Here is an 18,854-nt window from a genome sequence, read left to right on the forward strand (position 1 = left end):
AATATAAATATTATTGATATTTTTCTCTAAATGCTATATGTAGGCCGTGCTATGACACTCAGTAGATTGCGTAAGTTATAATATACTTACTAATAATGACTGTTTGGTATGACTGTTTGGTCTTTATGCAAGTAAGTGCCATACTAAATAATTGTATTACTTCTCAGCTTTCTCATCACCTGGCAAAATGTAACTTGGGCTGTGCCAGTGAGAACTAAAATCAAACTCACGATATTCTATATCTAAATTAACTGGTTCATAAGCTATTTTTTTTAGCTTCTTATCATATTTTACTTGCGTGTAGCCTGTTAATGGAAAATCCTTCCGCAAAGGATGCCCCTCAAAATCATAATCGGTGAGTATTCGTCTTTTATCGTTATTGCCATTGAAATTTACACCATACATATCATAAACTTCAAGCTCATACCAACAAGCAGCGCTCAATATCTTCATTGCTGAAGGGATGCTCTCTTTTTCAGATATATTTGTTTTAATTATAAGGTTTTTATTTAGTTTTAGGCTTAATAAGTTATATACGATTTCAAATCTTTTTTCTCGTTTTGGAAAATCGACGCCAAATAAATCAGTTAAGACGGTAAAACGTAATTCTTCCGATTCTTTTAAAGCTTTTAAAAACGGCAATAAAAAATGTGGCTCAATTTTATAAGCTAAATGATCTTTAACTGTGACCTTCGTTATTAAAATTCTAGATTTAGCTGCAAGTTTGTCAATTAATTCATCTAGAGTCATACTTAAAACCTGTAGTGCGTTTAATTTTTTTCTGTAGTTGCATAAGTCCATAAATCAATGCTTCAGCGGTAGGAGGACAACCTGGTACATATACATCAACTGGTACGATTCTATCACAGCCACGTACTACCGAATATGAAAAGTGGTAATAGCCGCCGCCATTGGCACAGCTACCCATTGAAAGCACCCATTTAGGTTCAGTCATCTGATCATATACTTTACGAAGCGCTGGTGCCATTTTATTAGTAAGTGTTCCTGCAACTATCATCAGGTCAGACTGTCTTGGACTTGGTCTAAATAACATACCGAAGCGATCCATATCATATCTACTTGCTGCAGCTTGCATCATCTCAACAGCACAACAAGCAAGTCCAAAAGTCATAGGCCATAACGAATTAGCTCTTGCCCAGCTTATCACTTCGTCAATTTTACTGAGTAAAAATCCTCTATTAGTAAGACAACTATTTAATAATTCATCTTCTTGATAAAAGTCATTTTTCATATTACTACCAGTCTAAAGCTCCTTTTGTCCATTCATATATGAACCCAATAATAAGCACAAATAAGAAAAACATCATCGAAAAAAAACCTATTTTACCTATTGTATTAAGGCTAATAGCCCAAGGCACTAAAAAGGTAATTTCAAGATCAAATATAATAAATAAAATTGCAACTAAGTAGAAACGTATATCAAATTTTGATCTTGCATCGCTAAAAGGCGCAAATCCGCATTCATATGGTTCTAACTTATCTTTATTATACTTCTTTGTTGATAATAAGTTTGGTAACATCATTATTAAACCTGAAACCAATACTGCAATACCAAAAAATATAGCAATTGGTAAATATTCATGTAAAAGTTCTGAATTTTGTAGCATATGTTTTTATTATGTAATGTTACCACGTAGCTTCTTGTTTAAGAGGAACCACCATTAGATAACGAGTTCAAATCGCATTATGATATTTGAGAATTGGCCTTATATCTATATCTATACCAATTAACATTAATTATCAATGATAATATCAGGTTTAACTAGTAACTTCATTAAAACTAGTATCCAAATACCGCTTAATATCCACCATGTTTGCCAAATATTATATGAAATCATACCGATAATATAATAATTTATAAAACATGAATATGAAGCTGCTCTAAAATTAGAAATCTTTATATTATCGATTTCTTTTAAGTATTTATACACTAAGCATAAAAATAATGCTAATCCTAATATACCAAGTTCAAGAGTAATTTGTAATATATTATTATGAGGATGAAGCGGTAAAGGATGCAATTTTTCACCTCTATAATCAATCATTTCATTATCACTGGTTTTGATATATTTAGAAGAAGCAAAACCATAGCCTAAGATCGGCTTTATGATGATTTTGTTTGCAACGAAATGCCAAATAAATAAACGATGAGCAGCAGAAGGTTTTGTAGCTAAATATTTTTCAGATAAATTGTGTGGGTCTATTTGTTTAGCTATAATAGGAAATAGTAACGATCCGGTAATTAAACTTATTGTAATTAATTTAAAAAATATCTTTTTTATCAGTCTTGCTAAAATAAATATTATTCCGCCTATACTGAAGCCTACAAAACTTGCTAAACTGTCGGAAATACTTAATAAATAGAGCACTACTATATATAGTATAAAGGCGTTTATATTTTTACCGTTAGAGAACAAAATGATAATTACTACCCAAGTAGTAATGGAAAGTAAAGCACAACCACGATCTAACATATATAAGCCGAAATGAGTTTTGAACATTCTTGTTAAAAACCCATGAGAAGAATATTCGATGAAGAATAGTAATATTGCGGTGATAATGCCTAGTATTAACGAATTTTTAAGATATAGTATATTTTGAAAAGTAACAACATTATTAACAAATCTAAGAAATAAAAGTGCAAACACTTTAGTGAAAGTCACTAGACTATTAATAGGATGAATTGTAAATAAACAAGAGATAAAGCACCAAGCAATGAATAATAGTTCTGTTTTTATTCTATTTTTGACGCAAAATATATCATCAAAGCCAAAGCGTGGATACAATTTAATAAGAAATTTTTTACTGAATTCTTGCTTTCGTATGAATGATATAAGTTCTGTTATTACAATAATAAGCAAAAAAAATAATACAGTAGCTGCAATCGATAAGCCTGTAAGCATACCAAGGCTTGGAATTAAAAATATTAAACTTAAAATCAAATATTGCATCTAAAAACAATCTTTAGCAAAAATTTCATAGATTGAATGTTCAAAAGTTGAAAGTGAAATACTTGAAGAAACCATCCATCCTTGAAAGAGTAGGCTTGGGTCTTCATCAATCTTATATTCCGTTATAGTCATCAACAAATAATTATCTTGATTATATGGATCAAGGTTTTTTATACATTTATGTAATTTGATTTTTATATTACCAAAATATTTTTCTTCCCCCGTTTTCAAGTCTATTTCCTCAGAAGTAGCAGTAATTTTATTTAGAGCAATAATTTTACCGTTGGTATAATTCTTAAATTCAGCATTATAAATATTATCTTTTTGATTTAAAATAGGATGATTTTTATCAAGAGGAATAAATACGTCATTTTCAATATCTTCAACTGATTCTAAATTTTCTGCTAATACAAATATATTTAAATTAATGTATATAGTAATAATAAAAATAATTTGTAATAGTTTCATAGATCAAAATATATTTTCAGTATTATATACTATAGGCCATTAATGACAATAATAATTTACAGTATTATGCCATACCGTAGCTTAACAACTATGTCCAGTCTTTAATTTTTTTAAATACGTAGTAAACTGAATTAATTAACGGTATTACATTAGTAACAGTCTTCACAATAAAGAATTTTAAATTCTATTTTACTTAGTTTATACTTAAGAATTTGATAAGAAAAATAGGAAACGAATATAAACCGAGATATAATAACCAACAATTAAACGTATTTTAAAGTAATTATTGAATTTTCAATTAAAAATGTTATATATTGGATTTAGTTAGTCAATTTATGAATTTTAGGATAAATTGTTAAATATCATCTTGCAAGAATTATATGCATAGTAAAAAGTAGTTGTTTTTTGTAATGTATTTTTGTAGTATCTGTGTGATACCAACGTTATGTAGAATTTATGCTTTCACTCGAATGCAGTAGGGTTGTGGTATTGATTAGGCTGGGTAGCAAAGTGGTAATGCCGTGGACTGCAAATCCTCTATTCGTCGGTTCGATTCCGACCCTGGCCTCCATTCCTACATTATATAATATTTTATACAACTTATGGAGTTTATTGAGCAATTCCTAGAAATGCTCTTAGCAGAGCGAGCATTATCAAAAAATTCTATACTTAGCTATAAGCGTGATCTATTGGATTTTCACAATTATCTTACTAAACAAAAAATATCAGAATTAAATATTACAACGCGAAATATTAGGAAGTGGATTGAGTATCTAGCCAGTAATAATTTACATGCTCGGTCTATAAATCGAAAAATTTCAACTATAAAAAGCTATTATACATTTTTAATTAGTGAAAATCATACTGCATTTAATCCAGTTCTTAACGTAGATTTACCTAAATATCAAAATAAACTGCCTGTAATATTGTCTATAGATCAAATTAAATTAATACTAGAATATTGCTCCAAAGATCATACGCCAGAAGGTATTCGGCTGAATGCGATGATTCATTTACTTTATGCTAGTGGTCTTAGAGTTTCAGAACTTGTAAGTCTTAAGCTTGCTGACATTCTAACTAATAACACGTCTAAAGGAATAGTAAGAAAAATATTTTCGGTACTTGGTAAAGGTAATAAGGAAAGAGTTATAGTAATCAATGATCAAGCAGTTCTTAGTATTACTAAATACCTTAAAATTAGAGATATTTTTGTTAATAAAGCTAAATCAAAAAATCTAATTTATTTATTTCCTTCATCAGCGGTAGCTGGTTATATGACTAGACAAAACTTTGCTATTTTGTTAAAATCTGTTGCACTTGATATTGGGCTTAACCCTAAAAATGTTTCGCCGCATATATTACGCCATAGCTTTGCAAGCCATCTTCTTGAAGGTGGAGCAGACTTAAGAGTTATTCAAGAGCTACTTGGTCATGCCGATATATCTACAACTCAAATATATACTCATCTTCACACTAATCATTTAAAACAAGCATTATTGCATCATCCTCTTAATAAAAATTAATTTATTTTTTCATAAAAATACTTGTTAATATTTTTGAACTAAATATAATTGTGCCATTTTAATTTAAGTGAGTAAATTGTATGAAGTTAAAAGAAATGATATTCTCTTGTATTGGTCAACCTAGTACAACTAAAAAATATCTTAGATCTGAGCAAGAGTTGGCAGGCTATTTCAATATTTATACTAAGTTAAGTCACAAAAACTTAGAAAGAGACGTTAATTTAACTGTAATGCAAAATGTCGAGCATGAAGATAAAATCTTTATAACTAGAATAATTAACAATATTTTACAAAAAAAAATTACATTAGATGATTTAAATCATTTAAAAGAATTAAAAAAAGGAAATAAAGAAATTTTTCTTGAATATTTACAATTGTTGGTATGTAATGATTCACTACATGAACTTAACCAAAAAATAATGCAACATGCAGCAGATTTAGTGAACTCTCAAGATTTAATTTTTTTTCTGCGTGTAGATAATGAAGATATTTTACGTAAATTATTTTATTCAGAGGCAAAAAGAAATAGTTTTTCTGTAGAAATTAATGAGGAATGGACGTTAAAAATTAACTTCCCTAGCAAGATACTTGAACTTTACAAGTTATTAATAAATAATTTTTATTTGCAAAATTTTGCAAAAGAGGAATTGCAGAAAAAATTATACACAGAATTGTTTCCTGATTTCAAAATTCCTTTTGAACAATTAATTGAAGAAGTAAGTTTTTTTGAAAATTTTATTGAATGTTTAAAAGAATTTTACATTAAAAATAGTTTAGCACAAAGCATTATGTTTTTACTTGTTAGTAAATATATTGAAGAACATGATGTAGCAAAAGCATTATTTAAGTCAGAGAGTTTTAAAAAAGTAAGTGAATTAGAAAAATTTAAACCATACTATGATATTAATAAGTGTGATGAAGTAGATAATTATGTATTTAATTGTATATTGAATGATGTAAAAGGTGCTTATATTAGCAATCTAGCATCTTCAATATTAGAACTAGTAAATCATAGTCAACCAGATTGTGAAATAGTATCAATAGAAATTTTGGGTAATAGTGGAGTTCTAGTATGACTTTCGAGATGCGTGTTAAAGTTTTGATACTAAACATAGTAAAAATATCTAGAAATTAATTTAATCTACCATTATTATTTTTATTATAATAAATATTATAATTGAGGTTAATACTAAATATGGCTACAAAAAATAAAAAAGAAATAGTGAATAATGAAACAAAAAATTTAGCAAATTTAATTATCAAAGAAATAGGTAAAGAAAATTTTGATTTTGGTATTTTAAAAAAAATGCAGCAGGCTTTTAGCACTGCAAGTAAACAGAAACAAAGAGAAGCTTTTATAAATATTTTAGATACAAAGCTTAATAAAGAGCAATTACATCAGCTCAATCAAACAATAATGCAAAATGCAGATGAGTTAATGCCAGATAACGATCCTAATTTCGTTTGTAGAACCACTAATAATAAAGTTTTTCAAGAAATATTATTATTGGAAGCAAAACGCTCAGGTATGCAAGCACGATTTTCAGATACAGGATCATTACAATCTCTTGATATAAAAGATATAACACCAGAAATATTAGATCACTATCGTGTTTTACAAGAAAAATTTTATTCTAAAAGAAATTCTAAAGATTCGATAGATAGTAGAATAGCACAAAGTATTAATTTTTTATTATATGCTCCACTTTTTCGTGAATCAGATATATATAAAAAATTAGGTTTAAAATCTGCTGAGATTGAGCGAGAAATACAAGATCCTAATGGTAAGTATGTTAAACAATTATTAGATGCAAAAATAGGATCCTATACACATTTGTATATGGAAGTGAAAGAAAATAATGTACATGCAGGAAAAGAAATTGAGATAGCTTCAATAATTGAGAAAGTAATGCTAAAATTTGAGCAAGACAAAAAAATTAGTCTTGAAGGTAAGAGGCGAGATGAAATAACAAAGTATTTATCTAAATCATTAGAAGGTGCTTCTGATTATGTATTAACATTCAAAAAAAATGATTTAGTAGATGTAATATATCAAGGATTAGATAAAGGACAAACTTTGTGGTCCAAGCTTGTTAATCATATAGGTATAAAATCATATTCCATTTCTAAAGAAAATATTAAGGTGGTAGCACAAATAATCAATAATAAAATTAAAAGCTATCATACTCCTTTAAAGATAGAAGTACACGATAAGTTAAAACAAATCTCAAAAGAGTTAAATAGATTAAATAACCCAGTATTACCGTCAGAAGCTCAAAAAGTTCAGGTAAAATCGAAAAAACCACCTATTGCTCCAAAACCTGGACATCTCAAAAAAAGAGATCATAGATTGTGTTAATTTTGTTTTATGGTTTAGTGTTTGTATTTTTGTCATGCAATTATAAAGTACGTTGATAAAGTAATTTAGTAAATAATTTTTATTTTATACAATTTCAATTGTTTTGATTAACTAAGTTGTTAAACAGCAAAATGTGTATTTATTAGTACACAAATAAGTTTTTTAAAGACATTGCATCATTGCACTCTCTACAATAATTTACTACTCCCTATAATATTATAACCGCAATCTACATAATGAATTTCGCCTGTAACACCTTTAGATAATTCACTAAATAAATATACAGCTGCTCCTCCTACATCTTCTTGAGTAATATTACGTTTTAATGGTGCAGTTGAAGCGTGAAATTTAAGCATAGTACTAAAATCGCTTATTGCACTAGATGCTAAAGTTTTGATAGGGCCTGCCGAAATAGCATTGACTCTAATATTATTTTCTCCCATATCGTTTGCTAGATATTTGACACTAGCCTCAAGTGCTGCTTTTGCTACTCCCATAATGTTATAATTAGGTATAACTTTTTCAGCGCCGTAGTACGTTAATGTTAAAATGCTACCACCGTCATGCATTAAGGTTTCTGCAGACCTTGAGAGTTCTAAAAGCGAGTAACATGATATATGTAAAGAATTATAAAAATTTTCTAAGCTAGTATCGACATAACGCCCTTTTAATTCATTTTTATTTGCGAAAGCCATACCATGGAGTAAAAAATCAAAACTATTCCATTTTTCTTTTATATCATTAAATAAATTACTAATTGATTTTTGATCCGTTACATCAAGTTCACTAATAAAATTACAACCTATTTCCTCAGCAAGCGGTTTAACTCGTTTTTCGAGTGCTTCTGATTGATAAGTAAACCATAATTCTGCTCCGTGTTTTTTGGCAAGCTGTGCAATCGCCCATGATATTGACATGTTATTTGCAATACCTGTAATTAAACCTTTTTTTCCTTGTAGTAACCTTGTAGTCATTTATTTACTCATTAATATTAAAACTTGCTGAAATGATAGCATGATGTATTATTTTGTAAACAAATAATCGATAAAAATGTATAAAACTAAAATCATATGTTTCTTGCTAGGGATATTAAGCGGTTTAGTTTTTGCTCCGACTTTTTTTATACCAGCATTGTTCACATTCTCGTACCTATGTTATATAGTGCAAAAATCTCAAAATTGGCAAGCAGCTGCAAAATTTGGTTATTTATTTGGTTTTGGACACTTTTTAAGTGGAATGTATTGGATCAGTATCGGCGTTAGTGTTTATATCGCAGATTTTTGGTGGGCGATTCCTTTTGCTTTATTTGGTCTACCTATAATTTTAGCATTCTTTATATCTACAAATTGTACTCTTAGTTTTTTTGCTAAAAATAATAAATATTACCAATTGATATTCTGTTTATTGTGGGTATTATTTGAATGGATACGTTCGTGGATTTGTACTGGTCTTCCTTGGAATTTAATAGGTTATGCTTTTTCGTTTTCAGAGATTTTAATACAACCTTTAAGTATAACAGGGATATATGGGCTTAGTTTTATAGTTATATATATTGCTACATCTGCTTATCCTGTATTTAGCAAAAATTTTACTAAGTTAAAAATATTACTAGCGAGTTCAATGCTAATATTAACTGTAATGGTAATTTATGGAGCAATGAGAGTAAGTACTAACCCTACACATTTTACTGATATAAAAGTGCGATTAGTTCAGCCTTCAATTCCTCAAACTGCAAAATGGGATGAAGAAGAATTTTGGCATAATTTAATGCTACATATTAATTTATCAGAAAAATTAGAGCCTACAGATTTAATTATTTGGTCTGAAGCAGCATTAGTAGTACCGGATGATATACCGCAAGTTAAATTAGAATTATTAAACATGCTAAATTCTACAAATGCTATCCTGATAACAGGAGGTATCTCGGATAATAAAAAACACGGTGATAAGTTTGAACTATATTCCGCTATGTATGCTCTTGATAAAAATAATCATAAATTATTTGAATATCATAAATCACATTTAGTACCTTTCGGTGAGTATATGCCGCTTAAAAAGATATTGCCATTTAAAAAATTAACTCACGGTTTAATTGATTATAAAGAAGGAAATGGAGGTCTTGTTTATATTAAAAAATATCATCTTAAAATTAAACCATTAATTTGTTATGAATCTATTTTTCCTAATTTTGTACAGACGAATAATGAAATAGCAGATGTAATAATTAATATTACAAATGATTCATGGTATGGTAAATCAAGCGGTCCATATCAGCATTTTCATATTAGTAGAAGTAGAGCCGTAGAGAACGGTTTACCTATGATTAGAGTCGCGAATAATGGTATTTCCGCCATAGTAGATCCTGTTGGTAGGATAGTAAAAAAACTAAATCTAAATGAAATAAATTATATACAAGGTCTAATTCCTCAAAAATTAACCACTCCTACGATATTCTCGCAATTTGGTAATTTTGCCATGTTATTGCCAATTGTTTTTATACTTTTAATTCATTATTTATTATCTTTGATTTTTGATGACTAAAGGGGTTGAGTATTAAAATTATTTGATTAAAGTAATATTCAACATTTAAAGTTCATTAAAAACTTAAAATAATTTAAGTTTATTATTCAATAAATAATTTAATGAAACATTATTCTCAGATTGCGTTACGCTTTACTGTAGATATTAGCCTAAAATGCATTAGGACAAGATTTAGTATATTAGCATTCTTCAAGTGTCATAGATATGCAGCAGGTTTTAATAATATTCCTATAAGGAGATTAATATTTGTTTAAAAGTTTCTATGCTTTTTAAATATTGTTTTAATAAGAAAAAGCAAAGTTACAAATAATCCTAATAATAAAATTGAAGATCTATGTCAAGAAATAGAAAGTAATTTCTGAAATGTTGAAGAAGTGTACATTATGAAAATGATATATCTTTATGATTATAAAGAATTATTACAGACTAAGGAATGAGAGCTTGTATTTTTGCACTATAATAGTTATTTAAAAGTATTATTTCATTAACATTAACACTTATTAAAGTCAGACTAAAGACTGTAAAATCTACTGTGTAATAATTACTTTTTTGTAAGCAAAAATAGTAAGGGCTACTAGTGAGTAGTATTAATTACATCACATCTTTGATAAGGATGAAAAGAATATTATTAATAGATCAAGTCTTTTATGACGATAGAGTATTGAGACATGAGAAGTATGTATTAATAAATTTGGTCTGTTTACTAATAATGCAAAAAATAATTTGACTGAAGAGTCATTAGTGATATTAATAGGATTGCTTAAGGATGTAGCAGTAAGATGTATACACATTAAGATTTAAAACATGATTTAGTAGGTCGTGGTGAAGTAACTATAACCTGACAAGGAAATTTTTATATGGCTTCTGGATTCAAGAAAAGAATTAGCTGTAATAGGTTTTGAAAAAACAAGAGAGTGAGTACGTAAATTAAAATGATAAATATATAGTACTGTTAATATTTTATGTTAAATTAAGATGGCTATGGAGTGGATTTGCTAAATGTGTCAACTAACTCAGAAAGTAGTTTATGGTATTTATGATATCTATTTATTTAACAGCTGAAGAGCATCCTATAAGTTGTACTAAAAGCATATCATGATGTGCTTCGTAATTACCGATATACAGCAATACTGGAATAAACAGATAATGTATAGTTTAAGGTATGAATTTTTATTTCATTTTGCAAATTTTGCTGTATTAAGTACTATCATTATGTGGTATGTATATTTATAGATCTAAACAATTGTTATTGTAAGAAGCAATGCAGTAATCAATCACAAGATTTTAAAAATCTTGAAATCAGAATTTTGAACTGTGTATTACTACGTCACAACTTATAATGCATTTGTAAAATATATAAATAAATGAGACTCCTTCAATGATGTAGTATTATTGTATAACAATGAAACGTATTGTACATTCCATGTACGCAAAACATTGAATTTATATAGCAAAATATCTTAATACGAATAAAGTGTTGCAAGATTTTGTATACACAAGTCCTCCTATTTAGGATAATTATTATTATTTATTGACATTATCTTAAAATAGTGCTTTTCTTAAAATAAGAAGTTATCTGAAAATATTTTGCAAATTTAAGAACTATTGAGTTACATTTGTAGGATTTTTAAAAATCATACAACAAAAATTTCAATAGCTTTGAAATTTATTTACAGATAGCCTCTTAGATATTTCTTTCTTGGCTATTTAGCTTTAGGTCAAAGAAAGATGTTGTGCTTACTTTATATTACTTCAGTTAAAAATATTTATGATATCTTTAAAGGTTAATAGTTTAATAACAAATTTGTGTTGGCGTAGATAATTTTTGCGTTGATTTGTTTGCTTTGCTATATGCATAATTTTTTATTAAATTATTTATAACAGGATATTAAAATGTTTATTTCTAATGTTTTGCAAATTCAAAAATTCTTTTCTTTTCTTTTTGTTTTATTGATCACAACTTTAGTTTATGCAAATCAAAAAAAGGTTGCAGTAATTGTACCGCTTGAGCATGATTCAATGCACAAAATAGTATCAGGCATTAAAGAGTCGTTAAAAGATATAGATGTAGAGATTTTAGTTAAAAATGCTCATGCTGATTCTAATATATTGCTTGCAATTATTAAGCAAATAAAAGATCAGGATATTGATTTAATAATTCCAATCGGTACTACAGTTAGCCAAACTGCTATTTCTCATATAATCAATAAACCGATTGTTTGTGCAGCTGCTATAATTAATGGTAAAAACTTACCTTTAGTTACAGGTGTTAATGATGAAATTAAAATAACTGATACTATTAGTAAATTAGCTTTTTTAGAGAATATCACTTTAATTTATAGTAGTAGCGAGAAGGTCATACCTGAAGTAGAAATGTTAAAATTATATGCTAAAAATAACAATATTTCTCTGTACACAGCAATGATACAAAATTTAAATGATATGCCAATTGCTGTCAAAAATGCACCTAAAAATACGCAGAGTTTTATAATTTTGAAAGATCATCTAATAGTCAGTGGTATTAATATTTTAAAACAAGAAGCATTTGTACGCCGTATCCCGATAATTGCCTCTGATGAAGGCTCGGTAATTAATGGTGCAACTATTGCTGTAGGAGTACAAGAGAAACAAATAGGCATAGAAGCAGGTTTAATGGCAAAAAAGATCTTACAAGGAATAGCACCGCAAGATATTCCATTTAGTGATATGAAAGATTTTACTCTATTTATTAATATTAAATCATTTGTAAAACAAGATATTCTTACTAAAGAAAATTTATCTGTACTGCCCTTCACACATAAAGAATTTACAGAGTAGTCACATGAATATTTTAGTTACTGCTCTTGAACAATCCTTAATAATGCTACCGCTTATTTTAGGAATGTATATAAGTTATCGTATTCTCAAAATTACTGATCTTACAGTAGATGGTACTTATGTCTTAGGAGCTGCTGTATTTGCACGTACTATCCACTTTGGGTTATTTTACGCATTAATATTTGCCGTAATAGCAGGTGGAATTAATGGAAGTATAGTGAGTTTTATGCAGAAGAATAAACGTATTAATGGACTTATAGCAGGAATACTTGCAAATTTCATGCTTTATTCTGTTAACTTACAAATTATGCAGCGTCCTAATATATCGATTCTTGGTATGCCGACTCTGCTATCTATATTACATCTAGAAAATTGGTTAGTACCTTTAATAATAATAAATTGTTTTATTATATTTATTGTTTTAATTTTATTAAAAGGTAATCTTGGTTTATTTCTACGTGCTTTTGGTTTTAATAAAGATTTATTGATTGATTTAGGGAAACCTGCTGAGCTGTACCGTATGCTTGGGCTGAGTATAAGTAATGGTCTTGCTGCTTTAACCGGTACTTTGTCTGCACAAGTAAATGGTTTTGCGGATATTAATATGGGTTATGGTGTTGCACTAGTAGGTATAGGTGCGATTATTATAGGGCGGCAGATTTTTTTAAGTAATATTAATAATTTTAACGCTTTTAAGGAGATGTTTTCCTGTTTTATAGGTATATTATTTTACTTTATTTCTCTTAGTATTTTACTACGGATTGGTGTCGATCCCATAAACCTTAAGCTTATATTAGGGATAGTATTATTTATTTCTCTAAGTTCTGTAAAAAGAGAAGATTTATGAAACCTTATTTATATGCAGAAAAAATACAGTTCAAAGTTAGTGAAAGAAGTGATCCTATAATTTTCGAGACTACTTTAAATATTGCACAAGAAGAGTTTGTGGTAATATTAGGTCATAACGGTAGTGGTAAATCTACTTTAGCTAAAATACTTGCCGGTTATTTAACACCGACAAGCGGACAAGTATTCTTAGATCAAGTTAAAGTTGATAAAATATCTCAAAAACACAAAGCACTTATGCTTGTTACAATAACACAAAAGCTTGAAGATAGGCTATTTACTGAGTTAACTCTTGAGGAAAATATTATGCTTTGGGAAAGTAGATACCATAGTAATGAACGGTTAACAAGTAGTGATGTATTAGAGCTTACAGGTTCGCCTAAACGCTTTTTACCTTTACTTTCGCAGCAACTAGGTAAATTCTCAGGTGGAGAAAAGCAGGTTATATTGCTTGCACTTAGTATAGCTCATCCACCTAAAATATTATTTCTAGATGAGCATACGGCTAATTTAGATCCGAAAGCTTCTTTGGAAGTGATAAAAAAAACAGCAGAGATTATAGAGCATCATAAGATAACTGCCGTTATGATTACGCATAATTTGGAAGCGGCAGCACATTATGGCAAAAGGCTTATAGTACTTGATAGTGGTAAGGTAGTGCTAGACTACCTAAAACCACAAAATTTTTCTTTAAGAGAACTTAGAGCTATATTATCATCTAAGATCGCAGGGTGGTAACTTAGTGGTGTCAAATTCACAGTAAATTGTACTCTTCTATTTGAATTTGGGATACATAAATGTAGTATTCATGTATCAACTTACATTGGATTTTATTTAAGAAGAGAAGAATTCTTTTTCTAAGTTAGAAGATACTGTCATACCGTATAGTATAATTATACATTTTGCATTTATGTTTTAATTATAATTTTCTTAATTCACTATGAATTTTGTGATAGTACACTAGTAAAGTATATCAAATGATTGATGCTCAATCTGCTTTAACTTAGTATTAGTATCAGTATTAGAATTACTGCTGTTATTATTTGCTTCTACAGTTACAATATGATTGTTAAGTGAATAAAAGAAATGACTTATGCAAGATTATACTTAGTATCTAAGTATCTTATTTTCTATTTTTTGATTGCAATATATAGATTGAAAAATTGATTTTTTGATGTATTAAAATTGCATCTATTTCATTTGGTAATAATCTTGCTAAATTAATTTTTTAATTAATATCTGAATTTACGGATTCTACTTAGAAATTTACTATTATCTTCTGTATTTATGTGTTGACTATTTATAAAATTGGTACACGTACATAATACTCAGCATCTATTGTAGTTTTGAGTTGTTTTTCTTCATTTTCCATTTTTTATATTATGTGCTTCATAATTCAGTGTATCATTATCTTAAGTTAAGAGTTCTTTGACGTTATTTGTATATAAACAATCTAATATGTTTTATCCTTTAGACAGGATAAACATATACATAGAAAGTATAATCTTTATATTCCATATTATGTATCGATGTAAAATTATCATACAGTTTCACGTAGGTATTAGTATTATTTGTTTGTTATTTCAACATCAAATCTCTTTTTAAAAAAATATTGTATTTATTTTGTTGAGCTAAGTATTATTAATATTTAATTTTGTGTTTGTGTTATAGTAGTTAACTTTTAAATGTTAATGGATTAAGTATATTTAGTTATATCATCTTTGTATATATATTGCCTATTTAGATACTAAATTAGTATCGTAGGAACACTATAAGTTTCATCTAATCAATCTTAGTATTTTATTATTATTAGTTGTTTGCGATAAATATTAACACAGTAACAACATATTCTTATAATCTAAGCAAATGCACTTTGTGTATAAAAAACTATTTATTCGATCTTGGATAAAACAAAATTAGGCCTAAAAAGATTAGAAGAGCAATATTTAAAAGTAGATTATACTCAGTCATAGAAATACCTAATATTTTGATTGCGGGTTTTGTACATGAAGTAATTGGCTGTGAGTAGAACATCTGTTTTATGTGTTGTATAGACAAACCTTGTGGAATACGGATCATGGAAGAGCAAAGAGCGCTTGGTTGTACTATTCCTCTTTCTACAAAGCTATGATAGGTTGATAATATGCACGAGCTAAGGATAGTTATGAGTATACATATGAGCGTATATTTGTTTAATTGTCTGATAATTAAAGCAGTTAAGCTAATTTTAATTAGCATTAAATATGGAAATCTTTCATAAACGCATAAAGGGCATGGTGTATAATAGAATATATATTCAGCAATATAAGCTGTAGAAAGTGCTATTATAGACATTATAATCAGTACTAAATTTAGAACTTTATATCTGTCTTTTTTAATGTAGTTTATAATGTTAAGTATCATATGTTTTTATTTTTATTGTGAGCGTAATGTATATCTTATTGGTATGGTTTCTCGAACCGTCATTACAAGAAGTAATTAAGTCATCGGCGTTCTTGCAATTTAAAAAATAAAACATAAATTATGATTTATAGAATTTTTTACTGGATTGCTTAATCTAATTATTATGTAATGCTTCTGACAATGACGGAGTTTAATTTGATATTTTACAAATAAATAAATTTAGTATATTGTCACTGATTATTAATTAAAGTGCAAGAAAAATAAATGTCAGTAATTTGGAAAGATGCTATTAGGTCAAATGCGTGGCCTTTTATTGAAGCTAAGAAGATATTAGATAGCTTAAATGGTAAAGTTCCTGAAAAAGGTTATGTATTATTTGAAACGGGGTATGGTCCTTCAGGTTTACCTCATATAGGTACTTTTGCTGAGAATGCTCGTGTTGTGATGGTACAGAAAGCATTTGAACAATTATCTGATATTCCGACTAAACTCATTTGCTTTTCTGATGATATGGATGGACTTCGTAAAGTCCCTAGCAATATACCAAATCCTGAAATGGTAGCGCAATATATGGATATGCCTCTTACATCTATACCTGATCCATTCGGTGAATGTAAAAGTTATGGGCATTATATGAATGCAAAGCTTTGTACATTTCTTGATAAATTCGGTTTTCAGTATGAATTTTATAGCAGTACTAACTGTTATAAAGCTGGTCTGTTTGATGACATGTTGATAAGAGTTTTAGAGAAATATGACGAGATAATGGCTCTAATGCTACCTACTTTTAGAGAGGAGCGGAAAACTACCTATGCACCTTTTATGCCTATCTGCCCAAAAACAGGTAAAGTGTTGCAAGTTCCTATAGAAAAGTGGGATGCTAGAGCAGGTACAGTATCTTATAAAGACGAGGACGGTAATGATGTAGAAGTACCGGTAACTGGAGGGCATTGTAAATTACAGTGGAAGCCAGATTTTGGTATGCGTTGGGCTGCACTTAACGTTGATTATGAAATGTACGGTAAAGACCATTTAGCAAATAGTAGACTTTATTCTAAGATTTGCCAAATCTTAGGAGGTAAGCCACCTGTGCAATTCTGTTATGAGTTATTCTTAGATGAAAACGGCGAAAAAATCTCTAAATCAAGAGGTAATAGTATTAGTGTTGATGACTGGCTTAAATATGCTTCTGTTGAAAGTATAGCATTATTTATGTATAAAAATCCAGCTAGAGCTAAGCGTTTGTTTTTTGATGTAATTCCTAAAAATGTTGATGAATATATTACTTTGAATCAAAAATATCATTTGGAAGAGGATATGGTAACACGTTTTGCAAATCCCGTTTATCATATTCATCACGGGAATGTTCCAAAAATTGAGACTTTTGGTCTTACATATTCGTTGCTTTTAAATCTTACTGCTGTATGTAATCCTTCAGATAAATCAGTACTTTGGGGTTTTATTACTAAATATGAACCTAAAGCGACTCCAAATACTAGTACTTATCTTGACCATTTAGCAGAATTTGCTATAAGATATTATCATGACTTCGTTCAAATACATAAGTCATATTTAGTTGTTTCTGAAAAGCATAAGATTATTTTGTATGATATATTAGATATGTTATCTAATATAACTGATCAAACAGAAGAGGAAAACATTCAGAAAGCAATGTATGATATTGGAATGAAAGCAGGATATAAAAATCTGCGTTATTACTTCAAAGATCTATATCAAATATTACTTGGGCAAAATGAAGGGCCAAGATTTGGGACTTTTATCAAGCTTTATGGAGTGGAAGCAACAAAGAAGTTAGTTGAAGAAAAATTATATCCCGTAGCTTGACAACAATATTTAGCAAAAAATAAGACTGAATGAATTATGGATTCACAGTAAAAGCTATTAACAAACACATGAATGAAATTTTTTGTAGTACGTTACCTATTTTTTTAATTACACTACTTGGTAGTATTATCAAAAATAAATGGTTAACTTCAGAAGAAGTATGGCGTGGTATTGAAAAATTATCATATTTTATCCTATTCCCTGCAATGCTTTTTAATTACGTGTCTACTGCTGATTTAAGCGTTACATCTATAATTAAGCTAGTAGTTGCTCTTATTATATCTACTATTCTTGTATCACTCGGTCTTATAATTTATCAAAAAAAATGTAATATTGATAAAGTTCAATTTACTTCTATTTTTCAAGGATCAATTCGTTATAATAGTTACATTTTTTTTGGAGTGAGTAGCCCTTTGCTTGGCCCGAGTGGACTTTCTATTGTTGCCGTTATTTCCTCTTATATGATTATTTTTACTAACATTTTATCGGCAATGATTTTCGCTTATTATATCCCTAATAAATCAGTTACTAATACTATTAGAACTAGCTTTATTTTAATGATGAAATTAATTGTACGTAATCCATTAATTATTGCAAGTTTAGTAGGGTTCATTTTTAATTATTCAAATCTTGAATTATATTTAGGGCTTAAGAAAACCTTAGATAGTCTTTCTAATGCTGCTTTAGCTATTGGTATGTTAAATGTTGGAGCAGGGCTTAATTTTACTATTAGACAAGAGCTTTTACATAATGTAGTTCTTACAAGCTTTATTAAATTAGTTGCATTTCCTTTAGTTAGCGTAATAGTATTATGGTTAATGTCAATTGAAGGGATAAATAGATCGGTTGGAATATTATATAGTTGTCTTCCATGTGCTAGTACTGCTTATGTTTTATCTCGTCAGCTTGATGGTGATCCTGATTCTATGGCATCAATTATAACATTTACTACTTTTTTTTCGGTAATTACTATATCAATTATTATGTATTTGATGGGGTAGGGGGTTTCAAGGTTATACTATGGCTTGATTGCTGTACCTAATGACAAAGATTGAAGATAATATTGTCAGTCATATATAA

Annotated in this window: 16 protein-coding genes and 1 tRNA gene; 10 read left to right on the forward strand and 7 right to left on the reverse strand. The window is 28.5% G+C overall.

Annotation, left to right across the window (positions count from 1 at the left end; translation table 11 throughout):
* Positions 1-156: 156 nt before the first annotated feature.
* From RT_RS01715 to RT_RS01735, 5 genes are all read right to left on the reverse strand, one after another.
* Entirely contained in the window at positions 157-750 is a 594-nt protein-coding gene (locus tag RT_RS01715; RefSeq protein WP_011190808.1) for an NADH-quinone oxidoreductase subunit C, read from the reverse strand.
* Positions 737-1,252 (reverse strand): NuoB/complex I 20 kDa subunit family protein, encoded by a 516-nt coding sequence (locus RT_RS01720; RefSeq protein ID WP_011190809.1) that lies wholly within the window; start codon positions 1,250-1,252, stop codon positions 737-739. The genes RT_RS01715 and RT_RS01720 overlap by 14 nt, the downstream gene beginning before the upstream one ends.
* A gap of 4 nt (positions 1,253-1,256) precedes the next feature.
* Positions 1,257-1,628, reverse strand: coding sequence for an NADH-quinone oxidoreductase subunit A (locus RT_RS01725; protein ID WP_011190810.1), 372 nt, complete (start codon positions 1,626-1,628; stop codon positions 1,257-1,259).
* A 126-nt stretch (positions 1,629-1,754) separates the two neighbouring features.
* Positions 1,755-2,972 (reverse strand): O-antigen ligase family protein, encoded by a 1,218-nt coding sequence (locus RT_RS01730; RefSeq protein WP_011190811.1) that lies wholly within the window; start codon positions 2,970-2,972, stop codon positions 1,755-1,757.
* A complete protein-coding gene (locus RT_RS01735; protein ID WP_011190812.1) occupies positions 2,973-3,440 on the reverse strand; it encodes a DUF2155 domain-containing protein in 468 nt (155 codons plus the stop codon).
* A gap of 496 nt (positions 3,441-3,936) precedes the next feature.
* On the opposite strand from RT_RS01735, the gene RT_RS01740 reads away from it, so the two are divergent.
* The 4 genes from RT_RS01740 (at position 3,937) to RT_RS01755 (ending at position 7,322) form a co-directional block, all read left to right on the forward strand.
* Positions 3,937-4,011, forward strand: a tRNA-Cys gene (locus RT_RS01740).
* A 31-nt stretch (positions 4,012-4,042) separates the two neighbouring features.
* Positions 4,043-4,963, forward strand: coding sequence for a site-specific tyrosine recombinase XerD (locus RT_RS01745; protein WP_011190813.1), 921 nt, complete (start codon positions 4,043-4,045; stop codon positions 4,961-4,963).
* 80 nt (positions 4,964-5,043) lie between these two features.
* Complete coding sequence (locus RT_RS01750; RefSeq protein WP_011190814.1) at positions 5,044-6,039, forward strand: DUF5410 family protein; 996 nt, start codon at positions 5,044-5,046, stop codon at positions 6,037-6,039.
* Positions 6,040-6,158: 119 nt separating this feature from the next.
* The gene (locus RT_RS01755) at positions 6,159-7,322 is read left to right on the forward strand and encodes a DUF5410 domain-containing protein (protein WP_011190815.1); all 1,164 of its coding nucleotides are present in this window, start codon (positions 6,159-6,161) and stop codon (positions 7,320-7,322) included.
* Between the two features lie 188 nt (positions 7,323-7,510).
* Here the strand turns inward: RT_RS01755 and fabI are convergent, their stop codons facing one another.
* On the reverse strand, positions 7,511-8,296 hold the full coding sequence (fabI, locus tag RT_RS01760; protein WP_011190816.1) for an enoyl-ACP reductase FabI: 786 nt from the start codon (positions 8,294-8,296) through the stop codon (positions 7,511-7,513).
* Between the two features lie 76 nt (positions 8,297-8,372).
* Between fabI and lnt the strand changes: the two genes are divergently transcribed.
* From lnt to RT_RS01780, 4 genes are all read left to right on the forward strand, one after another.
* Positions 8,373-9,863, forward strand: coding sequence for an apolipoprotein N-acyltransferase (lnt, locus tag RT_RS01765; protein ID WP_011190817.1), 1,491 nt, complete (start codon positions 8,373-8,375; stop codon positions 9,861-9,863).
* A 1,893-nt stretch (positions 9,864-11,756) separates the two neighbouring features.
* The gene (locus RT_RS01770) at positions 11,757-12,680 is read left to right on the forward strand and encodes an ABC transporter substrate binding protein (protein WP_011190818.1); all 924 of its coding nucleotides are present in this window, start codon (positions 11,757-11,759) and stop codon (positions 12,678-12,680) included.
* A gap of 4 nt (positions 12,681-12,684) precedes the next feature.
* Positions 12,685-13,527, forward strand: coding sequence for an ABC transporter permease (locus RT_RS01775; protein WP_011190819.1), 843 nt, complete (start codon positions 12,685-12,687; stop codon positions 13,525-13,527).
* Complete coding sequence (locus tag RT_RS01780; protein WP_011190820.1) at positions 13,524-14,264, forward strand: ATP-binding cassette domain-containing protein; 741 nt, start codon at positions 13,524-13,526, stop codon at positions 14,262-14,264. Before RT_RS01775 ends, RT_RS01780 begins: the two co-directional genes overlap by 4 nt.
* Before the next feature lie 1,149 nt (positions 14,265-15,413).
* Here the strand turns inward: RT_RS01780 and RT_RS04390 are convergent.
* Complete coding sequence (locus RT_RS04390; protein ID WP_011190821.1) at positions 15,414-15,929, reverse strand: disulfide bond formation protein B; 516 nt, start codon at positions 15,927-15,929, stop codon at positions 15,414-15,416.
* 264 nt (positions 15,930-16,193) lie between these two features.
* Between RT_RS04390 and RT_RS01785 the strand changes: the two genes are divergently transcribed.
* Entirely contained in the window at positions 16,194-17,774 is a 1,581-nt protein-coding gene (locus RT_RS01785; protein ID WP_011190822.1) for a lysine--tRNA ligase, read from the forward strand.
* A gap of 68 nt (positions 17,775-17,842) precedes the next feature.
* Positions 17,843-18,775 (forward strand): AEC family transporter, encoded by a 933-nt coding sequence (locus RT_RS01790; RefSeq protein ID WP_014419428.1) that lies wholly within the window; start codon positions 17,843-17,845, stop codon positions 18,773-18,775.
* The last annotated feature ends 79 nt before the right edge of the window (positions 18,776-18,854 follow it).

The sequence above is a fragment of the Rickettsia typhi str. Wilmington genome (assembly GCF_000008045.1).
GTDB classification, from domain to species: Bacteria; Pseudomonadota; Alphaproteobacteria; order Rickettsiales; family Rickettsiaceae; genus Rickettsia; species Rickettsia typhi.